The organism is Variovorax sp. Soil_C_33, assembly GCF_057656935.1.
This window is the reverse complement of the sequence record NZ_JBDGJK010000004.1, coordinates 52609-73044: the sequence shown is the minus strand read 5'-3', so window position 1 is coordinate 73044 and position 20436 is coordinate 52609. Positions and strand designations below refer to the sequence as shown.

Below are 20436 nucleotides of genomic sequence, written 5' to 3'. Positions count from 1 at the left end.
GCCTTCGCTCGCGATGCCGACGCAGGCGGCGCCGACCGCTCGGGCCGAGCCTGTCGAAGCCTGCGCCGGCCCTTCGACGGGCTCGGGGCGACCGGAGGCAGGCGCGGCACGCCAGCCTTGGGTCGCGCGCCGCTATGCGCTCGAGATCCGGCAGCACATGGCCTGGCACTGGCAGGCGCTCATCCTCGCCGCCGCCATCGGCATGGGGCTCCTGCTCTCGGCCGCCATCCTGGTGGCCGCGGGCGTGCCGGCCGCCGAGTTGGCGAACGAGTTCATCGTCCAGACCTTCCTCGATGGCCAGAACTTCCGCGCGGTGCTGTTCCAGGCAGCGCCGATGATCCTGGTCGGGCTGGCCGGTGCGATGGCCTTCCGCGCACGCTTCTGGAACCTCGGCCTGGAGGGCCAGATGATCTGGGGCGCGATCGGCGCGACGGCCGTTTCCGTCTTCGAGATCGGCCCGCCTTCCTTGCGCCTGCCGCTGATGTTCGTCGCCGCGCTGGCCGCCGGGTTGCTGTGGGTGCTGGGCCCGGCGCTGCTCAAGCTCAGGCTGGGCGTCAACGAGATCATCTCGACCTTGATGCTCAACTACATGGCGGCCAACTTCCTGCTGCACCTGGTGTACGGCAGTTGGAAGGACCCGAAGGACAACTTTCCCTATTCGCCGCAGTTCCGCGCCTTCGAGCGGCTGCCCGATCTTTTCGCGGGCGTGAACAGCGCGATCGGGCTGGCGGCGATCGTCGCGCTCCTCGGATGGTGGCTGGTCGGCGTGAGCCGCGCCGGCCTCTACCTTCGCTTCGTCGACGCCAACCCGCGCATGGCGCAGGCGGCCGGCGTGCCGGTGGCGCGCGTCATCTACGGCGCGGTGCTGCTCTCGGGCGCGATGGCCGGTCTCGCGGGCTTCGCCGTCGCCGCGGGGCAGGAGGGCCGGCTCACGCAGGCCTTCTACCAGGGCTATGGCTTCTCCGGCATCCTGATCGCCTTCCTCGCGCGCAACAATCCGCTGGCCGCCAGCGTCGTCGCGCTGATGGTCGCCGCGCTGTTCGTGACCGGGCGCAGCCTGCAGGTGTTCTACCAGGTGCCCTTCTCGATGGTGCAGCTGATCCAGGCCGTGATCGTGGTGTGCGTGGCGTCGAGCGATTTCTTTATCCGGCATCGGCTGCGCCGCTTGGGGGCTGGAGCCGCGTGATGGACATCGTGCTCAACTGGCTCGCCAACACCCCCGACTTCGCGGTGCCCTATGCATTGGCCGCACTGGGCCTGATCGTCTGCGAGCGCGCGGGCGTGCTCTCGCTCGGCGCCGAAGGGTTGATGCTGGTCGGCGCGCTGGCCGGCATCGGTGCGCAACTCGCGTTCGGCGAGCCGGCGGTGTCGCTGCTGCTGGCCATGCTGGCGGCCGCCGTCGTCTCGATGCTGTTCGCGGTGATGGTGATCTGGCTGCGCGTCAACCAGGTGATCGCGGGCCTGGCGCTGGTGTTCTTCTGCCAGGGGCTCACGGCACTGATCGGCACGCTGGCCCAGTGGACCAACCAGGCCACGCCAGGCATCGGCACACTGGCGCTGTGGCCCTTGTCGATGCTGCCCGTCGTGGGGCGCCTGTTCCAGCAGAACGCGATGGTCTGGCTCACGCTGCCGGTCTTTGCGGCCGTCACCTGGTTCCTGCTGCGCACCGATGCGGGCCTGCGGCTGCGCGCGGTGGGCGAGAACCCGCAGGCCGCCGATGCGGCCGGCCTCTCAGTCTCGGCCTGGCGCTTCGCGGCGGTGCTGGCCGGCTCAGCCCTCGTCGGCCTGGCCGGCGCCTACATCTCGGTGGTCAGCACCAAGCTGTGGATCGCCGGCATGACCGGCGGGCGCGGCTGGATCGCGGTCGGCCTCGTGATCTTCGCGCGCTGGTCGCCGTGGAAGGCGCTCGTCGGTGCCCTGCTCTTCGGCTGCATCGAGGCGTTGATCCCGCAGCTGGCCGCGGCCGGCGTGCAACTGCCGCAGTACTTCGTGCTGATGACGCCCTATGCGGTGACGCTGGGCGTGATGGTCTGGGTGGCGCTGGCCCGACGCGGCGGCGATGGCGAACCGGGCGCCTTGGGCGTGCCCTACGTGCGGGAGGAAAGGCGATGAAGGCCTACGTCTACGAGAAGCCGCGCGAGCTGGACGCGGGCTTCGAGGACTACCTCGACCCGGCGGCCACCGCCGTGATCTCGATCGACATGCACCGCGGTCATCTCGACGAAGGCCCCGACTGCCCCTGCCCGGCCCCGCGCGCACGCGAGCTGGTGGCGCCGATCGACGCCTTCCACGACCAGGCTCGCGCACTGGGCGTGCCGATCGTGCACGTGAAGTCGGTGCTCAGGCCCGACGGCGCCGACGACCTGCGCGGCATCCCGGCCGCATGGCGGCGCACCTTTCCGCTGCACGTGGGCGAGATCCCGAACGCCGATGCCCATGCGATCGAGGGCAGCCGCTGGACCGAGTGGGTCACGCGCGTCGAGCCCGGCGACCTGCGGGTGGAGAACAAGCGCCGCCTCTCGGCCTTCTATCCCACCGATCTCGACTTCCTGCTGCGCAACCAGGGCATCCGCACCGTCGTGCTCAACGGCGGCTTCACCGACTGCTGCGTGCTCAACACCGCCTTCGACGCCAACAACCACAACTACCGCGTGATCGTGCTGCGCGACCTGGTGCGAGGCACCGACGCGCACCTCGAGGCCGCGGCGCTCAGCATGGTGTCGCTGCACCTGGGGCTGGTCGTGGAGGCGGCGGACCTGCTGGCGCACTGGCAGCAGTACTTCTCGTTCGAAGTTCATCCATGAGCCGCCGGGCCGTTCCCAAGGCGAATACCGTAGCGCGCAGCGCGAAGGCTATCCAATGACATCCATTCCCCTCATCGATCTACACGGCAACATCGACCCGCAGGCACCGCTGGCGCGCGAGACCGCGGCGCGTCTTCACGAGGCGCTCAGCACCATCGGCTTCGCCTACATCGCGGGGCACAACGTGGCGGCCGCTTCGCGCGACGCGGCCTTCGCGGCCTCGCGCGAGTTCCATGCCTCGCCGCTCGAACGCAAGCAGTCGATCGCGATCAACGGCTTTCATCGCGGCTACATGGGCATGGCCACTTCCACCATCGTCACCTCCTCGGTGGCGAAGGTGACGCGGCCGAACATGAGCGAGTCGCTGATGCTCATGCACGAGCTGCCGCCGGACGATCACCGCCTGCTGGCCGGCCTGCCGCTGCAGGGGCCCAACCAGTGGCCCGGCTGGGTGCCGGACTTCCAGGTGCGCATCGAGCGCTACATCGCCGAAGTCGACGCGCTCTCCCGCTACCTCGTGCAGCTGATCGCGATGAGCCTGGGGCTGCCGGCGCATGCGCTGGATCATCACTTCGAGAAGCCCACCACCTTCCTGCGCCTCTTGCACTACCCGCCGCAGCCGCCGCTGGAAGACGAGCAGATCGGTTCGGCCCCGCACACCGACTACGGCGTCGTCACGCTGCTGGCGCAGGACGACGCGGGCGGCCTGCAGGTGCGCCCGCGCGGCGGCGACTGGATCGAGGCGCCGCCGATTGCGAACACCTACGTGCTGAACGTCGGCGACATGCTCGCGCGCTGGACCAACATGCGCTTCGTCTCCACGCCGCACCGCGTCATCAACCGCTCCGGCGGTGACCGCTATTCGCTGCCTTACTTCTTCGACCCGGGCATGGACGCGCTGATCGAATGCCTGCCGAGCTGCACCGGCGAGGCGAACCCGCCGAAGCACGCGCCGGTGCGCTACGGCGACTACCTGCTCGACCGCCTGAACCGCAACTACGACTACCGCCGCGCACCGGCCGGCGATGCCGTCACCGCCTGATTCCTTCACTTGCCGCCTGAAAGATTCCATGCACGCCTTCTCCAACCGTCGCGACCTTCTTCTTCGCAGCCTCGGCGCTGCCGCCGGCCTCGCGCTGCCCGCCCTGCCCTCCTTCGCCGCTTCGCCGCTGGTGGTCAACACGTACGGCGGCCGCTGGGAGAAGTTCTGGCGCAGCGACCTGCTGCCGATGCTCGACAAGACGAGCGGCGTGCAGCCCACGCTCGACGTCGGGCTGGGCAAGAACTTCATCGCCAACCTGCGCGCCGCCGGCATCGAGAAGCCGCCCTACAGCGTGCTGATGGTCAACGAGAACATCGCGAGCGTGGTGCGCGGCGAGGGCTACTTCGAGCCCATTCCCGCCGCCAAGGTGCCCAACCTCGCGAACGTCTATCCGAACCTGCGCAACGCGGGCGACAACGGCGTGCGCGGCATCGTGTCGACCATCGGCATCGGCTACCGCAAGGACCTGGTGAAGACGCCGCCCAAGTCCTGGACCGACCTCTGGAGCAACCCCGAGTTCAAGGGCAAGATCGGCCTCTACCAGATCGGCAACACGGCCGCGATGCTGTTCCTGCTGATGACCGCCAAGATCCACGGCGGCTCGCAGGACGCGATCGACCGCGCCTTCGTCGAGATCAAGAAGCTGCTGCCCTTCACGCAGGCCGATTGGAGCGGCACGCTCTCCACCATGCTCACGCGCGGCGACGTGACGGTGGCGGTGATCGACTTCCCCGAGATCGTCGCGTTGAAGAAGAAGGGCGTGCCGGTCGAGATGGTGGTGCCGAGCGAGGGCGTGGTGGCCTTCGAGCAGTCCTTCAACATCCTCAAGAATGCGCCCAACAAGGAGGATGCCTACAAGTACCTGAACTTCATCCTGCAGCCCGAGGTGCAGGAAATGATGGCCAAGGAGTTCTTCACTTCGCCCACCAACACCAGGGTACAGCTGGCATCGTCGATGGCGGCCGACGTGCCGGTCAGCGGCAAGGCGATGGCATCGATCGTCGGCTTCGACTGGAGCAAGGTCAATCCGCAGCTGCCGGCCATCACCGACCGCTGGAACCGGGAGATCAAGTGAGCGCGGTGCTGCCGGCCGGCACGCGGCCGGCGGATTCGGACGCGGCCGCCGCGGTGCGCGCACGCCGCATGACGCGGCTGACGCTGAAGGGCCTCGGCAAGAGCTTCCAGGCCATGACGGCGCTGCACGCGCTGGAACTGCACACCGAGCCCGGCGAGTTCATCTCGCTGCTAGGGCCGAGCGGCTGCGGCAAGACCACCACGCTGCGCTGCGTGGCCGGCTTCGAGTACCCCGACGAGGGCGCAGTGCTGCTCGACGGCGAGGACATCACCGGCCTGCCGCCGGAGCGCCGCGACATCGGCATGGTGTTCCAGAACTACGCGCTGTTCCCGCACCTCACGGTGCGGCGCAACCTTGCCTTCGGCCTGGAGATGCGCAACGTCCCCAAGGCCGAGATGGCGCGCCGCATCGACGCGGTGCTGGCGATGGTGCAGCTCACCAGCATGGCCGAGCGCTATCCGCGCCAGCTCTCGGGCGGCCAGCAGCAGCGCGTGGCGCTGGCCCGCGCGCTGGTGATCGAGCCGCGCCTGCTGCTGCTCGACGAACCGCTGGCCAACCTCGACGCGGTGCTGCGCGAGGACATGCGCGTCTTCATCCGCGAGCTGCAGAAGCGCGTCGGCATCACCACGCTCTACGTCACGCACGACCAGGCCGAGGCGATGGTGATGTCCGACCGCGTGGCGGTGATGCTGGGCGGCCGGCTGCAGCAGTTCGATGCGCCCGAAGCCATCTACCTGCGCCCGCGCAGCGTGGACGTGGCGCGCTTCATCGGCCGCTCCAACCTGATCGAGGGCCGCGTCGAATCGATGCTGCCCAGCGAAGTCCCGTGGCTGCGCTTTCGCCTCGACACCGCGCTCGGCACCGTGGAGGCCGACCATGACCAGCCGCTCGCGCCCGGCCAGGCCGTGCACGTCACGATCCGCCCCGAGGCCATCCATTTCGATGCCGGCGGCCCCTACCAGGGCCAGGTGGCCACCAGCTACTTCCTCGGCAGCAGCGTGGAGCACACGGTGCAATGCGCCGGCGGCCCCTCGCTGCTGGTGCAGACCGCACCGGGCCAGCGGGTCGCGGCCGGAGCTTCGAGCGGCATGCGCTTCGAGCCGGGGCATGCCTGGATCATTGCGGAGGGCGAATGAGCGCGGTCGCTTCCGTCGCCGCGGCACCGAACGCGACGCGCGCCGTGCCCCTTGCCCGCCGCGCCTTCTGGCTGATCGCGCCAGCGCTGGTGCTGATCGGCGTCTTCCTGGTCCTGCCCTACCTCAACATCGTGCTGATGAGCCTGCGCCCGCCGGCCGTCGGCGCACCCTACGGCGCGGGCCTCACGCTCGCCAACTATGGCCGCGCGCTCTCCGACGGCTACCTGCTCGGCGTGCTGGGCGACACGCTGCTCCTGGGCCTCACCGTCACGCCGATCTGCCTGCTGCTGGGCTACCCGGTGGCCTACCACCTCGCGCGCACGACTTCGCGCTGGGGCAGTGTGCTCTACGTGCTGGTGCTCTCGCCGCTGCTGGTGGGCGTGGTGGTGCGCAGCTTCGGCTGGCTGATCCTGCTGTCGGGCAACGGCGTGGTCAACCGCGTGCTGCTCGACCTCGGCCTGGTCGAGACCGGCCTGCAGCTGATGAACAACCGGCTCGGCGTGACCATTGCGCTGGTGCACGTGTTCCTGCCCTTCATGATCCTGCCGCTGGTCGGCGTGATCCAGAGCATCGATCCCTCGCTCGAAGCGGCCGCGCGCTCGCTCGGCGCCTCGCGGCTCAAGGTCTTCTGGCGCCTCGTGCTGCCCTTGTCGTGGCCCGGCATCCAGGCCGGCACGATCCTGGTCTTCGTGCTCGCGCTGAGCGCCTACGTGACGCCGGTGATGCTCGGCGGCGCGCAGGTCAAGACCATGTCGGTGCTGGTGGTACAGAACCTGATCGACAACTTCCAGTGGCCCGTCGGCGCGGCGCAGGCGCTGGTGCTCACGGCCTGCGGCATGGCGGCGGTGGCGCTCTATGGGAAGCTGACCGGCCGCTTCATGAAGGGCCTGTCATGACCCGCCACGCACCGCTGTCGCATCGCGTCGCCGACGGCTTCGGCCTCTTCTACGTAGGCGCCGTCTACGCCTTTTTGCTGCTGCCGATCGCGATCATCGTGCTGATGTCGCTCAACGCCGGCGAGTTCATGACTTTCCCGCCGCAGGGCATCTCGTTGCGCTGGTTCAGCGCGCTGTTCGTCAACGAGGCCTTCATGCGCGCCATCCGCAGCTCGCTGCTGCTGGCGGCGACCGCGACGCTGATCTCGTCGGTCATCGGCATCGCCGGCGCGCTCTACGTGGTGAGGTATGCGCAGCGGCTGCGTGAACCCCTGCGCATGCTGCTGATGATGCCGCTCATGCTGCCCGAGATCCTGACCGCCATCGCGCTGCTGTTTTTCCTCTACGCGAGCGGCATCGGCACGCGCACGATGTTCGGCCTGGTCGTCGGCCACGTGCTGGTCACGCTGCCCTATGTGTTCACCAACGTGGCTTCGGCGCTCTACAACCAGGACGCCTCGCTGGAGCAGGCGGCGCGCAGCCTTGGTGCCTCGCCGTGGCGCGCTTTCGTGCGCGTGACGCTGCCGCTGATCAAGCCCGGCATCATCACCGGCGCGCTGTTCGCCTTCGTGATCTCCTTCGACCTCTTCAACATGTCGCTGCTATTGAAGGGCATCGGCATGACGACGCTGCCGCTGCAGCTCTTCGACTACCTGCGCTGGGACTTCGACCCGACCGCGGCCGCGGTGTCCACGGTCAGCATCGTGCTCACGCTGGCGGTGGTGGTGTGGGTGGACCGGACGGTGGGGCTGCGCTCGCTGCGCTTCGGCTAGCGCGCACGCAACCAGCCTTCGGCCACCGCCTGCAGCTCGCCCTGTGCCGCCTGCCACACCAGCTCGGGCGCCGCCACGTGCACGCCCGGCGGCGCGATGCGCAGCGCGACGTCGACCAGTTCCGCCACCTTGGTGGCCCGCACCGGCTGCTCGCTGGTCGGCACCATGAAGCGGGCGATGGACAGCATCCATGCCGCGAGCCGCTCGGCCGGATTCGCGAAGCGCGCCGCGGCGGGCTTGCGCGCCGAGCGCACGATGACCACGCGCTCGAAGCCCAGCGCGACCACCGCCTCTTCGTCGAGGCTGGCCAGCCCGCGCTTCAGCGCTTCCGGCAGCCGCCCCTGGTCGTGCGGCTGCACGATGGCCAGCGTGCCTACGCCGCAGGCCCGCAGCCAGCGCGCGAGCGCGGGCAGCTGCGCCGGCTCGGGCGTCCACAGCGCACGCTCGCGGTCGTAGTACAGACGCGGCGGCTCGAACAGGACCAGCGCCGTATCGGCCGCGACGAGCGGCCATTGCGCGATCTCCTCGGCCGGCGCGAGCAAGGTCTCGACGCCGCGCAGGCCGTCGCGAATGGGTTCGCGCGCCAGCACGCGCGTGTGGTCGAAGCGATGCCGGCCCGCCAGGCGCCGCACCAGTTCCTGGCCCAGCGCGCCGGTGGCGCCGGCGATCAGCAGCGTGCCCTCGCCCGCGCCGGCGGAAGGCAGCGCGCGGTTCGCGGCCTGCAGGACTTGAAGCGGGTCGGCCGACATTCATCTATGCTACCTTCGCCCACTTCGCACCCCGGAGAGTTCGACATGGTGAAACGCTGGCTCCTGATCATCCTCGCGGCGCTGTCGCTCGCAGGCTGCGGCTACAACGACTTCCAGCGCCTCGACGAGGCCAGCAAGTCGGCCTGGAGCGAGGTGCTCAACCAGTACCAGCGCCGCGCGGACCTGGTGCCGAACATCGTGGCCACGGTCAAGGGCGAAGCCAACTTCGAGCAGGAAACGCTGACCAAGGTGATCGAAGCGCGCGCCAAGGCGACCTCGATCCAGGTCACGCCCGAAACGCTCAACAACCCCGAGGCCTTCAACAAGTTCCAGCAGGCGCAGGGCGAGCTCTCCAGCGCGCTGTCGCGCCTGATGGTGGTGGCCGAGCAATACCCGAACCTCAAGGCCAACCAGGCCTTCCGCGACCTGCGCGTGACGCTGGAAGGCACCGAGAACCGCATCACCGTGGCGCGCAACCGCTATATCCAGACGGTCCAGGAATACAACGTGCTCGCGCGCAGCTTCCCGACCATCATCACGGCCAAGGTGTTCAGCTACGACCCGAAGCCCAACTTCAGCGTCCAGAACGAGGCCCAGATCTCGACGCCGCCGACGGTGGATTTCGGCGCGCCGAAAAAATAATCTTCAATGATCGCCGCCCGCATCCGGCGCGCGCTGACAGCCCTCTTCCTGCTGGCCGTCGCGCTCGCCGGCGTGCAGGCCCAGGACCTGTTGCCGGTGCCGGCGCTCACCGCTCGGGTGATCGACCAGACCGGCACGCTCGATGCGCAGCAGCGCCAGGCGCTCGAAGCCAAGCTCCAGGCCTTCGAGCAGCAGAAAGGCTCGCAGATCGTGATGCTGATGGTCCCGACCACGGCGCCCGAGGACATCGCGAGCTACGCCAACCGCGTGGGCAATGCCTGGAAGATCGGCCGCAAGGAAGTGGGCGACGGCATCCTCGTCATCGTCGCCAAAAACGACCGCAAGATGCGCATCGAGGTCGCGAAGACGCTCGAAGGCGCAGTACCCGACATCGCGGCGGCGCGCATCATCGACCACGCGATGAAGCCGCGCTTTCGCGAGAACGACTTCGCGGGCGGGCTCGACGCGGCGGCCGACCAGCTGATCGCGCGCGTCAAGGGCGAGGCGCTGCCCGAGGTCGACAACAAGAGCGGCGACTTCGGCAACGGCGAGCGCGACGACAGTGGATTCGACTGGCAGGACCTCGCCATCTTCCTGTTCTTCGGCGTGCTGATCGGCGGCCCGATCGCGCGCGCCATCCTCGGCAAGGTGCTGGGGCCGCTGGCGCTGGGCGGCGCGACGGGCGTGCTGGTGATGGTGCTGACCTCCAGCCTGGTGGTCGCCGTGCTGGCCGGGCTCGGTGCGCTGCTCTTCACGCTGTTGTCGACGGCCTTCGGCGCCGGCGCCGGCCGGCGCGGCGGTGGCTTGGGCGGAGGCGGTTTCGGTGGTTGGGGCGGCGGCAGTGGCGGCGGCTGGGGCGGCGGCTCCTTGGGCGGCGGCTTCAGCTCCGGCGGCGGTGGCGATTTCGGCGGCGGCGGCGCCTCGGGGGACTGGTAGCCATGGCCGCGACGTCATCCTTCTTCTCGAAGCTCGCGCGCCTCTGGCGCCATCGCTGGATCGACGCGGCCGACGTGCGGCGCGCGCTGCCGCCCGAAGCGCTCGAGCGCCTCTCGCGACGGGTCGCGGCCAGCGAGCGCCGCCACAGCGGCGAGGTGCGCATCTGCGTCGAGGCCGGCCTGCCGTTGTCCTACATCTGGCGCGGCGCCGCGGCGCGCGAGCGCGCGATCATGATGTTCGGCAAGCTGCGCGTGTGGGATACGGCGGACAACAACGGCGTGCTGATCTACCTGCTCATGGCCGAGCACGCGATCGAGATCGTGGCCGACCGCGGCATCGACGCGCACGTGAGCACCGAGGAATGGGCTGCGATGGCGCAGCGCATGGCCGCCGCCTTTCGCGAGGGGCGCTTCGAGGACGGCCTCACGCAGGCGCTGGAAGAGATGTCGGCGCTGCTGGTCACGCACTTTCCGCTGGCCGAGGGCCAGGCCGACCGCAACGAGCTGCCCGACGAGCCGGTCATGCTGATCTGAGGCTCAGCGGCGACCCTGCGCGTCGAGAAGGCGGCGGTTCACGGCATGCGCCGCGTCCAGCTCCGACTGCAGCGCACGCGTGACCCGCGACAGCGTGCGCAAGCGCCGGTTGCCCTCGCGCAGCCGCTCGGCCAGGCCCTTGGCAACGCCCAGCATCAGGCGGGCTGCGGCGCCGGGGTGCGTCTCGACCAGCTCCAGCAGCGATGTCCGCGACAGCACGCCGAGCTTGACGTCGGTCAGCGCCGTGCAGCTCGCGGAGCGCGGTCCGCCATCGATCACGCCCATTTCGCCGACCAGGCTGCCCGGGCCGATGACCGAGATCACGACCTCGTCGCCGGCTACGCCGTTGCTGCTGACCACGCGCAGCTGGCCATCGAGCACCAGGACCATGTAGTCGTTGTCGACCGCATCGCCTTCCTCGAACAGCAGGGTGTCGGCCAGCAGATGCAGCGGCCGCATGGCATCGACCACGACCCGCGCCTCGTGCAGCCCCATGCCGGCCAGCGGTGCGGCCTGCATCAGCAGCTGAACGGCGTGCTCGCGCAGATCGGTGCCGGGACGAGGATTGCGGTGATCGTGCATGAATGGGAGTGCCGAGTTTCTCAGAACTGCGTCGTCGGGTCCTGCAGTTTGCCGCGGTGCGCTCAAGTAGCCGCCGAGGCTGAGAACTTCTTCTCTTTCTGCGCGATGCGTCTTCACGCGGGCAGCAGCGCCGCCAGCGTCTGCAGGGTATCGGCCTCCTCCACCGGCTTGTCCTCGCGCCAGCGCAGCATGCGCGGAAAGCGCACCGCGATGCCGCTCTTGTGGCGCGTGCTCTTCGCGATGCCTTCGAAACCGAGCTCGAAGACCAGCGTGGGCTGCACGCTCCTCACCGGACCGAAGCTCTCGATGGTGGTCTTCCTGATGACCGCGTCGACGCGCGCCATCTCGGCGTCGGTCAGGCCCGAGTAGGCCTTGGCGAAGGGCACGAGCTTGCGCTCCGGCGCTTCGGGCGGCCCGTCCCAGACCGCGAAGGTGTAGTCGCTGTAGAGGCTGGCGCGGCGGCCATGGCCGCGCTGCGCGTAGACCAGCACGGCATCGACGGAGAGCGGATCGATCTTCCACTTCCACCACAGGCCCACGTCCTTGGTGCGGCCGACGCCGTAGTGCGCCTCGCGCTGCTTGAGCATCATCCCTTCGACGCCCATCGAGCGCGCGGCTTCGCGTTGGCGCGCGAAGTCCTGCCAGCTCTCGCCGTGCAGCATGGGGCTCGCGACCAGCGAGGGATGCTGCGCCGCGGTCAGCAGATCGTCGAGCAGCACGCGGCGCTCGGCCTGCGGCAGCGCGCGCAGGTCGTGGCCCTCCCATTCGAGCAGGTCGTAGGCCAGCAGCACCGCGGGGATCTCGCGCAGCAGCTTGGGGCTGAGCGTCTTGCGGCCGATGCGCTTCTGCAGCTCGGCAAAGGGCTGGACGCGGCCCTCGCGCCAGACCACGATCTCGCCGTCGAGCACCGTCCCGTCGGGCAGCGTTTCGCCCATCTGCGCGAGCTCGGGAAAGCGCTCGGTCACGAGCTCTTCGCCGCGCGACCACAGCCAGACCCGGCCGGCGCGCTTGACCAGCTGGGCGCGGATGCCGTCCCACTTCCACTCGATGAGCCAATGCGAGGGCGGCCCGAGCGCCGCATCGAACTGTTGGAGCGGCAGGTTGAACGGATGTGCGAGGAAGAAGGGATAGGGCTGTCCGCTCGCCTGCTGGTCGAGCTCGCCGCTGCTCTCGGGCGCAATCAGCGCGGCATAGTCGGCCGCGGTGGGCTGGCCGGCGATGTGCGTGTAGCCCATCAAGCGCTGGGCGACGCGCTTGGGGCCGAGTCCGCCGACTACCGACAGCGCTTGCGTGACCTGCAGGCGCGAGACGCCGACGCGGAAGCCGCCGGTGATGAGCTTGAAATAGACCAGCCGCTCCTCGGGCGCGAGGCGGCGCCATTGCGCGCGCAGCGCATCGGAAAGCTGCTCCGGCGCCATGCCCCGCAAGGGCAGCAGGTGCTTTTCGATCCAGACCGCGAGCCCCAGGTCGTGCGCCTCGGTCGGTGGCGGCAGCAGCAGGGAAATGGTTTCGGCCAGATCGCCGACCGCCTCGTAGCTTTCGACGAACAACCATTCCGGCAGGCCGGCGGCCTCCTGCGCGAGCAGCCTCAGCAGCTTGGTCGGCACCAGTTGCCGCGGCTTGCCGCCGGCCAGGAAGTACACGGTCCAGGCGGCGTCGGCCGGCGCGGCGCTTAGCAGGTAGCGCTGCAGCGCAGCCTGCTTGGCCAGGCTCGAGGTGCTCGCATCGAGCGCGCGGTAGAGCGCGGCGAACTGCTTCATGGCGCAGGCGTCGCTTCCATGTCCTCGTCTCCATACTCCGTCTTGAATCCCTGCGCATCGAGCCCGCTCTCGCTCAACCAGCGCACCATCACCGCCACGCTGCCGTGCGTCACGAACACGCGCTCGGCGCCGGTGCCCGCGATGGCCTGCTGCAGCCCCGGCCAGTCGGCATGGTCGGACATCACGAAGCCGCGATCGACGCCGCGCCGCCTTCGCGTGCCGCGCAGCTGCATCCAGCCGCTGGCGAAGGCATCCGAGTAGTTTCCGAAGCGCCGCATCCACGGCGTGCCGTGCGCCGAGGGCGGCGCGAGCACCAGTGCGCGCTGGAGCAGCGCGGCATCGACGCCCGGGTCGGTCACGCGCAAGGTCGGCGCCAGCGCCACGCCGGCCGCGCGGTAGACCGCATTCAAGGGCTCGACCGCGCCGTGCACCACGATCGGACCGATGCCCGCATCGACGCCGTGCAGGATGCGCTGCGCCTTGCCGAAGGCGTAGCAAAGCAGCACCGAGGCCCGACCCTGTTCGGCGTTGGCGCGCCACCAGCCATTGATCTCAGCGAACAGCTCGGCTTGCGACGGCCAGCGGTAGATCGGCAGGCCGAAGGTCGATTCGGTGATGAAGGTGTCACAGGGCACCGGCTCGAAGGGCGTGCAGGTGCCGTCGGGCTCGGTCTTGTAGTCGCCCGAGACGACCCACACGCGGCCGCCGTGCTCGAGCCGCACCTGCGCGGAGCCCAGCACGTGGCCGGCCGGATGCAGCGAAAGCTTCACGCCGTGGTGGACGATGGCCTCGCCGTAGTCCAGCGTCTGCAGGCTGATCTCGCCCAACCGCGCGGCGAGCGTGCCGGCGCTGTCGCGATGCGCGAGGTAGTGGCCATGGCCGACACGCGCATGGTCCGAGTGGGCGTGCGTGATGACGGCGCGATCGACCGGCCGCCACGGATCGATGTAGAAGTCGCCCGGCGGGCAGTAGAGGCCTTCGGGGCGGGCGATGACCAGGTCGTCGGGCATGGCGGACATCGTAGGTCGATGCCGCACCATGCACGCAGACGAGCCGACGCGAAGCGCTGTCGGCGGCAGCCTACTTCTTCTTCTGGGCGCCCATCATGTCCAGCACGTTCATCTTCATGCCGTTCGACATCACCATGTCGCCCGGCTTCTGGCCGGCCTTGCAGGGCCCGACCCACTTGGCCTCGATGACGGCCGTGCCCTCCTTGCGGCCCGCGAGCGGCGGGTTGTAGCTGGAGCGGCTTTCCATGCGGTAGCCGGTGCCCATGTCGCCCGAGACCACCGAATGCGTGGTGGCGGTGGTGGTGCCGATCTTGCACACCGAATCGACCACCATCTTGCCGCCCTCGGTGCGCATGTCCTGCTTCGAGCAGGCTTGCTGGCCGGTGCTGCTGCCCATCTCGCGCATCGCCTTGTCGGTGGCGGCGTCGATGCATTGCTGGGTCTGCATCGGTGGCGTCTTGGACGCGCCGTCGTCCGACTGGATCGTCATTTCCCACAGGCCGGGCTTCCGCGGCGGATAGTCGAGCGCGCTCGCCGCGCCAGCGAACAAAAGGCAGGCCGCGGCGGCGATCCCGAGGCGGGGGGTGTAAGTCCTCATCGTGTACTCCAGCAAAGACGGATTGGAAATGAAAGCCAGCCGCTTTCTAACCCACGCACCGGTTCGGCGGAATAGAGCGATCGGCCGGCCGGCTCCCGCCTTCCGTCCGCTTGACGCGGCGGGCAATGCCGTGGCCTGATTTCCTACAAGCGGGAGATGGTGCATCTCCTAGGGTGCGACGACGACAGGAGCCAACGCATGAAGAAAGCCAGCACGAGCGGCGGCATTCAGTCCGACCGCATCGACATCAGCACCAGCCGCGAGCTCGACAAATGGTCGAGGAAGCTGGACGTCACGCACGACCGCCTGCGCGAAGCCGTGCGCGCGGTGGGCAGCCGCGCATCGGACATCGAATGGCATCTGCGGGGAAGCCGCCAGGCCGGCGCCGGAAGGCGTTCCAGCGCGTCGCACTGAGATCCGCGCTCAATCCGACTCGGGAACCCGCTTCAAGTCCTCCAGCCAGACCTCCGCTTCCGAATCGCTGGGCGCGCGCCAGTCGCCGCGCGGAGACAGCGAACCGCCCGAACCGACCTTGGGTGCGTTCGGCACGCACGAGCGCTTGAACTGGCTGATCTTGAAGAAGCGGTAGAGGAAGGTGCCGAGGTGGCGCTTGATGTCGACCAGCGCGTACTCGTTGCGCGCCGGCTGCAGTTCGTCCTCGGGCCAGCGCCCGCGCGTGCGGTCGCCCCAGGCCGCGTGCGCGAGGAAGGCGACCTTGGTCGGCCTGAAGCCGTAGCGCAGCGTGTAGTAGAGGTGGAAGTCCTGCAGCTCGTAGGGGCCGATCACGTCCTCGGTCCGCTGGCCGGGCTGCTTCGACGCCTCGGTGCCGGCCTCGGCCTTGGCGTCGTCGGGAATCAGCTCGGGGCTGACCTCGGTCTCGAGGATGTCGCGCAGCACCGCGCTGCCGTCGGCCCCCAGCACCTCGGTCGCTGCGACCCAGCGCACCAGGTGCTTGATCAACGTCTTGGGCACGCTCGCGTTCACGTTGTAGTGCGACATGTGGTCGCCGACGCCGTAGGTGCACCAGCCCAGCGCGAGCTCGCTCAGGTCGCCGGTGCCGACCACGATGCCGTTGTGATGGTTGGCCAGGCGGAAAAGGTGGCTGGTGCGCTCGCCGGCCTGCACGTTCTCGAAGGTGATGTCGTACTGCGGCACGCCCTGGCCGAAGGGATGGCCCAAGTCTTCCAGCATCTGGCGGCAGCTTGGGCGGATGTCGATCTCGCGCGCCGTACAGCCGATGCTGGCCATGAGCCGGTGCGCCTGCGCCAGCGTGCGCCCGCTGGTCGCGAAGCCGGGCATGGTGAAGCCGAGGATGTTGGCGCGCGGCAGGCCCAGCCGGTCCATGGCTTGCGCGCAGACCAGGAGCGCGTGCGTCGAGTCGAGCCCGCCCGAGACGCCGATCACGAGCTTGTCGATATGGCTCGCTTCCAGCCGCTGCACCAGTGACTGCACCTGGATATTGAACACCTCGCTGCAGCGCTCGTCGCGCCGCGCCGGGTCGGCGGGCACGTAGGGAAAGCGCTCCACCGTGCGCAACAGGCCGCGCGGAAGCTGCTGCGGCGGCGCGAGGTCGAATTCGACGGTGCGCCAGTTGGCGAGCGCGCCCTTGTGCTTCTGGACCGAGGTGCCGAAGCTGTTCTGCCGCATGCGCTCGCGCGACAGGCGCTCGAGGTCGACGTCGGCCGCGACGAAGTGCGAGCTGTTGCTGAAGCGCTCGCTCTCGGCCAGCATGTCGCCGCTCTCGCAGATCAGCGCCTGCCCGTCCCAGGCCAGGTCGGTGGTCGATTCGCCGATGCCGGCCGACGAGTAGAGGTAGGCCGCGAGGCAGCGCGCCGACTGCAGGCTCACCAGCCGATGCCGGTAGTCCGCCTTGCCGATCGTGATGTTGGAGGCCGACAGGTTGACCAGCACCGTCGCGCCGGCCAGCGCCGCGTAGCTCGAGGGCGGAATGGGCACCCACACGTCTTCGCAGATTTCCACGTGCAGCTTGAAGAGCGGCATCTGCCGCGACTGGAACAGGAGCTCGCTGCCGAAGGGCACGCGTTCGCCGCCGAGCTCGACCTCGGTGGAGAGCGCGGTGTCGGCGCCGTTGAACTGCCGGCCCTCGTAGAACTCGCCGTAGTTCGGCAGGTAGGTCTTGGGCAGCACGCCCAGCACGCGTCCGTCGGCGATCACGGCGGCGCAATTGAAGAGGCGGTGGTCCACGCGCAGCGGCAGGCCGACAACGGCAACGGCGCCGACGTCGCGCGAAGCCGCGGCGACTTCCAGCAGGGCGCGCTCGCAGGCGTCGAGCAGGGCCGCCTGGTGGAACAGGTCGTCGCAGGTGTAGGCCGAGAGCCCCAGCTCGGGGAAGGCGACCAGCACCGCGCCGTCCGCCGCCGTCTCGCGGTACATGCGAATGGTCTCGGCCACGTTGAACACCGGATCGGCCACGCGATTGCGCGGCACCGCCACGGCGACGCGCGCGAAACCGTGGGTGTAGGGATTGAGGAACTCGTGTTCGGTCATGGGCCGGATTGTGGCGGTTGTGCGTGTCGCTCGCTCCCAATCCGGATTTGGACCCACGCCGGCGCTTGAAGCGCCGGCCGGGCCTCAAAGAGAAAGCAGCCGCTGGAAGAACGAGCGATAGCGCCGCAAGGCCATGCGCAACTGCTCCGTGGTCGCCTGTTCCGCCCCGGTCGTCCCGCCGTCCGCCGCGCCGCGATCAACGGAGAAGCTCTGCGTCAGGTTCTCGAGAACCTGGCGGACCAGTTCGTCGGCCTTGCGCACCGCCTGCTGCGGGTCATCGACGAAGCCGATCTGAACCGCGTCCCAGCTCGCGCGAAAGTCGCGGGCTGCGTCGGGTGAGAAAAGCGGTTCCAGGGACTCGTCTTCGCTCCTCGCCAGTGCCTGTTTCTCCGCCACCGGCTGTTTCAGATCGTCAGGCGCGACGCCTTCCCGTGTCGATTCGCGATTCATGATCGTGCCTCCACCGGTCGGGCCGGCATGCTCTGTCGCTGGTCCACCTCAGGCCGTACTTCGAGCAGCTCGTCGAACAGCGCCCGGTAGTGGACCACCGCCTTGCGCAGTTCCTCGGTATCGGCTTCCCCGCGCAGGTCGCGCGCCCGGATCTCCTGCGCCGCACGGTAGTTGCTCACCACGTCGGGATGGTCGACCGAAATGTCGGCGGCGCGGTGCTCGAAATCGCCCATCGGGTAGCCGCGCTGCTGCATCAGCTCGCGCACCAGCTGATCCGCCTGGTTGACCACCCCCGCCGGGTTGTCGACGAACTCAGCCTGCAAGCGCTTCCAGTCCCTGCTGAACCTGGCGGCTTCGCCCGGCGCCAGCGCCACGATGTCCAGGGCTTCGACGCGCGCTTCGCGCCGCCTGAGCTCGGCCTCGGCCTTGCTGCGGCTGCCGAGTTCCTCGACCGCATGACCGTACTCCGAGCCGAAGCGATTCGCGAGCCGGCGCGACTGTCGTTTTCGATAGGAAAAGTAGGCGGCCAGCGCGGCCAGGACGAGGATCACGACGATCCCGAGGGCCAGCCATGCCTGCGTGTTCGTGGTATCCATACGCATCTCCCTTCCATCGGGACACTCGCGGTCCACCGCGATCGGCGGTCATCGCGGGTGTCTTGGTGGGATGCTGTCCCGGCGGCCGCGCCAAGTCAGCGGCTGAGCGGACATTCAGCTGTGGGAAGGTACCTACAGCGCGGCATGCGGACTGCGCGCATGCAGGCTCACCAGGCCGTCCACTTCGCCTCGCTCTTCGCGGAGGCCACCGTGCGCTCGATGAAACGAACGCCGCGCGCGCCGTCCTCGACGCGCGGGTAGTCGGCTTCCAGCGGATCGGCCGCAAGGCCCGCGAGCCGCGCGCGGATGTCGGCCACGACGCCGCCGTACACATTGGCGAAGGCTTCGATGAAGCCCTCCGGATGGCCGCTCGGCAAGCGGCTCGCGCGCTTGGCCGACTCGCCGAGCCACGGCGATCCGCGCGTCAGGATGCGGCGCGGTCCGTCGTGCGGCAGATGCAGCAGTTCGCTCGGCTGCTCCTGCCGCCATACCAGCGTGCCGAGCGTTCCGGAGACGCGTAGCCGCAGGTCGTTCTCCAGCCCGGTGTTGACCTGCGAGGCGATCAGCACGCCGCGCGCGCCGCCGCGGAAGCGCAGCAGCAGGCTGCCGTCGTCGTCGAGCGCCCGCCCCGGCACCAGCGCGCTCAGATCGGCGCAGAGGCTTTCGATCTCGAGGCCGGTCACGGTCGCGACCAGGTTCTCGGCATGCGAGCCGATGTCGCCGATGGCGCCGGCCGCGCCGCTCATGGCCGGGTCGCTGCGCCAGGCGGCCTGCTTGTTGCCTTCGCTCTCGAGCTGGGTCGAAAGCCAGCCCTGGTTGTATTCGACCACCACCTTGCGGATCTCGCCGAGGCGGCCCGAGCGCACCATCTCGCGCGCCTCGCGCACCATCGGGTAGCCGGTGTAGTTGTAGGTGACCGCGAACACCGTGCCCTTGCGCGCCGCGGCCGCGACCAATGCATCGGCCTGCTCGCGCGTGTGGACCAGCGGCTTGTCGCACACCACGTGGAAGCCGGCCTCGACGAAGGCCTGCGCCACCGGGAAGTGCACGTGGTTCGGGGTGACGATGGACACGAAGTCGATGCGCTCATGCTCCGGGCGCTTCAATTCGTCGTCGAGCAGGCTTCGCCAGTCGCCGTGATTGCGATCGTCCGCCAGCAGCAGGTCGCGGCCCGAAGCCCGGGCCTTCTCGGCGCTCGACGACAGCGCGCCGGCCACCAGCTCGGCCTGGCCGTCGATCGCGATCGCCTTGCGGTGCACCGCACCGATGAAGGCGTCGCGCCCGCCGCCGACCATGGCGTAGCGCAGCTTGCGCAGGGAGGTGTCGGTCATCGGCCTCAGAACGGCGAGTTGGGGTGGTAGAAGTCCTTAGCGTTCTCCTTGGTGATCAGCACCGAGGGAATGATCGTCGTCGCCGGCAGCTTCTCGCCCTTCAACCGCGCCTCGGCCGTGAGCTTGATCGCGTCGTAGATGAATTTGGGCGAGTAGCTCACGTCGGCGTCGATGCGCTTGTCCTTGCCGTCGAGGATGGTCTTGACCATGCCCTTGGCGCCGGCGCCGCCGAAGATGATCTTGATGTCGTCGCGCTTGGCCTGCTCGATGGCCTTGAGCACGCCCACCGCCATGTCGTCATCGGCGGCCCAGATGGCGTCGATGTTCTTGAAGCGCGTGAGGTAGTCCTGCGTGACCTTGAAGGCGTCGTCGCGGTTCCAGTTGGCGTACTTGGCGTCGAGCAGCTTGATGTCGGGGTAGTTCTTGAGCACGCTGTTGAAGGCGTCCATGCGCTCGTTGTCCAGCGTGGTGGCGATGCCGCGCAGCGCGACGATGTTGCCCTTGCCGTTGAGCTTCTTCGCGATGTACTCGGCCGGGATCTTGCCGAAGGCGGTGTTGTCGCCGGCGACATAGGCGTCCTGCGCGCTGGTGTCGGTCAGGCCGCGGTCGACCACGGTGACATAGGTGCCCTTGGCCTTGACCTGGGCCACCGGCTTGGTGAGAGCGGCCGATTCAAAGGGGAAGATCACCAGCGCGTTGATCTTGGTCACGGTCGACAGGTCCTGCAGCTGGTTGGCCTGCTCGGGCGCGTTGGCCGCCGTCTTGATCGTGATCTTGAGGTCCTTGTGCTGCTTCTCGAGATCCTTCTTCGCCTGGTTGGCCCAGTAGTTGATGCCGCCCATGAAGCTGTGCGTGGCGGCGGGGATCGAGACGCCGAGGTTGACCTTCTCGGCAGCGAGGGCCGGGAAGGCCGCGAAGCTCGCGGCTGCGACGGCGGTGAATGCGATGCGTCGGGTGATGAGATTCATGCTTGTTG

General features: G+C 68.9%; 22 protein-coding genes. 12 read left to right on the top strand and 10 right to left on the bottom strand.

Annotated features, from left to right (window positions below):
• Nucleotides 1–157 precede the first annotated feature (157 nt).
• From AC3A6B_RS08035 to AC3A6B_RS08000, 8 genes are read left to right on the top strand one after another with little or no spacing between them, the layout of a single operon-like run.
• Complete coding sequence (locus AC3A6B_RS08035; protein ID WP_487836425.1) at nt 158–1186, top strand: ABC transporter permease; 1029 nt, start codon at nt 158–160, stop codon at nt 1184–1186.
• The gene (locus tag AC3A6B_RS08030; protein ID WP_487836206.1) at nt 1186–2112 is read left to right on the top strand and encodes an ABC transporter permease; all 927 of its coding nucleotides are present in this window, start codon (nt 1186–1188) and stop codon (nt 2110–2112) included. The genes AC3A6B_RS08035 and AC3A6B_RS08030 overlap by 1 nt, the downstream gene beginning before the upstream one ends.
• Complete coding sequence (locus AC3A6B_RS08025; RefSeq protein ID WP_487836205.1) at nt 2109–2804, top strand: cysteine hydrolase family protein; 696 nt, start codon at nt 2109–2111, stop codon at nt 2802–2804. The genes AC3A6B_RS08030 and AC3A6B_RS08025 overlap by 4 nt, the downstream gene beginning before the upstream one ends.
• 55 nt (nt 2805–2859) lie before the next feature.
• On the top strand, nt 2860–3846 hold the full coding sequence (locus tag AC3A6B_RS08020; protein WP_487836204.1) for an isopenicillin N synthase family dioxygenase: 987 nt from the start codon (nt 2860–2862) through the stop codon (nt 3844–3846).
• A gap of 28 nt (nt 3847–3874) precedes the next feature.
• Nucleotides 3875–4921, top strand: a complete 1047-nt coding sequence (locus tag AC3A6B_RS08015; RefSeq protein WP_487836203.1) for an ABC transporter substrate-binding protein — start codon at nt 3875–3877, stop codon at nt 4919–4921.
• Complete coding sequence (locus AC3A6B_RS08010) at nt 4918–6057, top strand: ABC transporter ATP-binding protein (RefSeq protein WP_487836202.1); 1140 nt, start codon at nt 4918–4920, stop codon at nt 6055–6057. The genes AC3A6B_RS08015 and AC3A6B_RS08010 overlap by 4 nt, the downstream gene beginning before the upstream one ends.
• Entirely contained in the window at nt 6054–6953 is a 900-nt protein-coding gene (locus AC3A6B_RS08005; RefSeq protein WP_487836201.1) for an ABC transporter permease, read from the top strand. The genes AC3A6B_RS08010 and AC3A6B_RS08005 overlap by 4 nt, the downstream gene beginning before the upstream one ends.
• A complete protein-coding gene (locus AC3A6B_RS08000; protein WP_487836200.1) occupies nt 6950–7765 on the top strand; it encodes an ABC transporter permease in 816 nt (271 codons plus the stop codon). Before AC3A6B_RS08005 ends, AC3A6B_RS08000 begins: the two co-directional genes overlap by 4 nt.
• Here AC3A6B_RS08000 and AC3A6B_RS07995 read toward each other — a convergent pair.
• The gene (locus AC3A6B_RS07995) at nt 7762–8514 is read right to left on the bottom strand and encodes a hypothetical protein (protein WP_487836199.1); all 753 of its coding nucleotides are present in this window, start codon (nt 8512–8514) and stop codon (nt 7762–7764) included. The genes AC3A6B_RS08000 and AC3A6B_RS07995 overlap by 4 nt on opposite strands.
• Before the next feature lie 45 nt (nt 8515–8559).
• Between AC3A6B_RS07995 and AC3A6B_RS07990 the strand changes: the two genes are divergently transcribed.
• The 3 genes from AC3A6B_RS07990 to AC3A6B_RS07980 are packed head-to-tail and all read left to right on the top strand — an operon-like array spanning nt 8560 to nt 10625.
• Nucleotides 8560–9156, top strand: coding sequence for a LemA family protein (locus AC3A6B_RS07990; RefSeq protein WP_487836198.1), 597 nt, complete (start codon nt 8560–8562; stop codon nt 9154–9156).
• A 6-nt stretch (nt 9157–9162) separates the two neighbouring features.
• Nucleotides 9163–10092 carry a TPM domain-containing protein gene (locus AC3A6B_RS07985; RefSeq protein ID WP_487836197.1) on the top strand — a complete coding sequence of 310 codons (930 nt, stop codon included), beginning with the start codon at nt 9163–9165 and terminating at the stop codon, nt 10090–10092.
• A 2-nt stretch (nt 10093–10094) separates the two neighbouring features.
• Nucleotides 10095–10625 carry a TPM domain-containing protein gene (locus AC3A6B_RS07980; RefSeq protein ID WP_487836196.1) on the top strand — a complete coding sequence of 177 codons (531 nt, stop codon included), beginning with the start codon at nt 10095–10097 and terminating at the stop codon, nt 10623–10625.
• A gap of 3 nt (nt 10626–10628) precedes the next feature.
• Here the strand turns inward: AC3A6B_RS07980 and AC3A6B_RS07975 are convergent, their stop codons facing one another.
• From AC3A6B_RS07975 to AC3A6B_RS07960, 4 genes are all read right to left on the bottom strand, one after another.
• Nucleotides 10629–11207 carry a cyclic nucleotide-binding domain-containing protein gene (locus AC3A6B_RS07975; RefSeq protein WP_487836195.1) on the bottom strand — a complete coding sequence of 193 codons (579 nt, stop codon included), beginning with the start codon at nt 11205–11207 and terminating at the stop codon, nt 10629–10631.
• A gap of 113 nt (nt 11208–11320) precedes the next feature.
• On the bottom strand, nt 11321–12967 hold the full coding sequence (locus AC3A6B_RS07970) for an ATP-dependent DNA ligase (protein WP_487836194.1): 1647 nt from the start codon (nt 12965–12967) through the stop codon (nt 11321–11323).
• A complete protein-coding gene (locus tag AC3A6B_RS07965) occupies nt 12964–13977 on the bottom strand; it encodes a ligase-associated DNA damage response exonuclease (RefSeq protein WP_487836424.1) in 1014 nt (337 codons plus the stop codon). The genes AC3A6B_RS07970 and AC3A6B_RS07965 overlap by 4 nt, the downstream gene beginning before the upstream one ends.
• Nucleotides 13978–14047: 70 nt before the next feature.
• The gene (locus tag AC3A6B_RS07960; RefSeq protein ID WP_487836193.1) at nt 14048–14575 is read right to left on the bottom strand and encodes a DUF3617 domain-containing protein; all 528 of its coding nucleotides are present in this window, start codon (nt 14573–14575) and stop codon (nt 14048–14050) included.
• A 198-nt stretch (nt 14576–14773) separates the two neighbouring features.
• Between AC3A6B_RS07960 and AC3A6B_RS07955 the strand changes: the two genes are divergently transcribed.
• Nucleotides 14774–14989 carry a DUF3606 domain-containing protein gene (locus AC3A6B_RS07955; RefSeq protein WP_487836192.1) on the top strand — a complete coding sequence of 72 codons (216 nt, stop codon included), beginning with the start codon at nt 14774–14776 and terminating at the stop codon, nt 14987–14989.
• Nucleotides 14990–14998: 9 nt separating this feature from the next.
• On the opposite strand, the gene AC3A6B_RS07950 is transcribed toward AC3A6B_RS07955, so the two are convergent.
• From AC3A6B_RS07950 to AC3A6B_RS07930, 5 genes are all read right to left on the bottom strand, one after another.
• Nucleotides 14999–17083, bottom strand: a complete 2085-nt coding sequence (locus AC3A6B_RS07950; protein ID WP_487836191.1) for an NAD(+) synthase — start codon at nt 17081–17083, stop codon at nt 14999–15001.
• 84 nt (nt 17084–17167) lie between these two features.
• Nucleotides 17168–17533, bottom strand: a complete 366-nt coding sequence (locus AC3A6B_RS07945) for a hypothetical protein (RefSeq protein WP_487836190.1) — start codon at nt 17531–17533, stop codon at nt 17168–17170.
• The gene (locus AC3A6B_RS07940) at nt 17530–18129 is read right to left on the bottom strand and encodes a hypothetical protein (protein ID WP_487836189.1); all 600 of its coding nucleotides are present in this window, start codon (nt 18127–18129) and stop codon (nt 17530–17532) included. The genes AC3A6B_RS07945 and AC3A6B_RS07940 overlap by 4 nt, the downstream gene beginning before the upstream one ends.
• Before the next feature lie 167 nt (nt 18130–18296).
• Entirely contained in the window at nt 18297–19460 is a 1164-nt protein-coding gene (locus AC3A6B_RS07935) for a Gfo/Idh/MocA family protein (protein ID WP_487836188.1), read from the bottom strand.
• 5 nt (nt 19461–19465) lie between these two features.
• Nucleotides 19466–20428, bottom strand: coding sequence for a substrate-binding domain-containing protein (locus tag AC3A6B_RS07930; protein ID WP_487836187.1), 963 nt, complete (start codon nt 20426–20428; stop codon nt 19466–19468).
• Nucleotides 20429–20436: the final 8 nt, after the last annotated feature.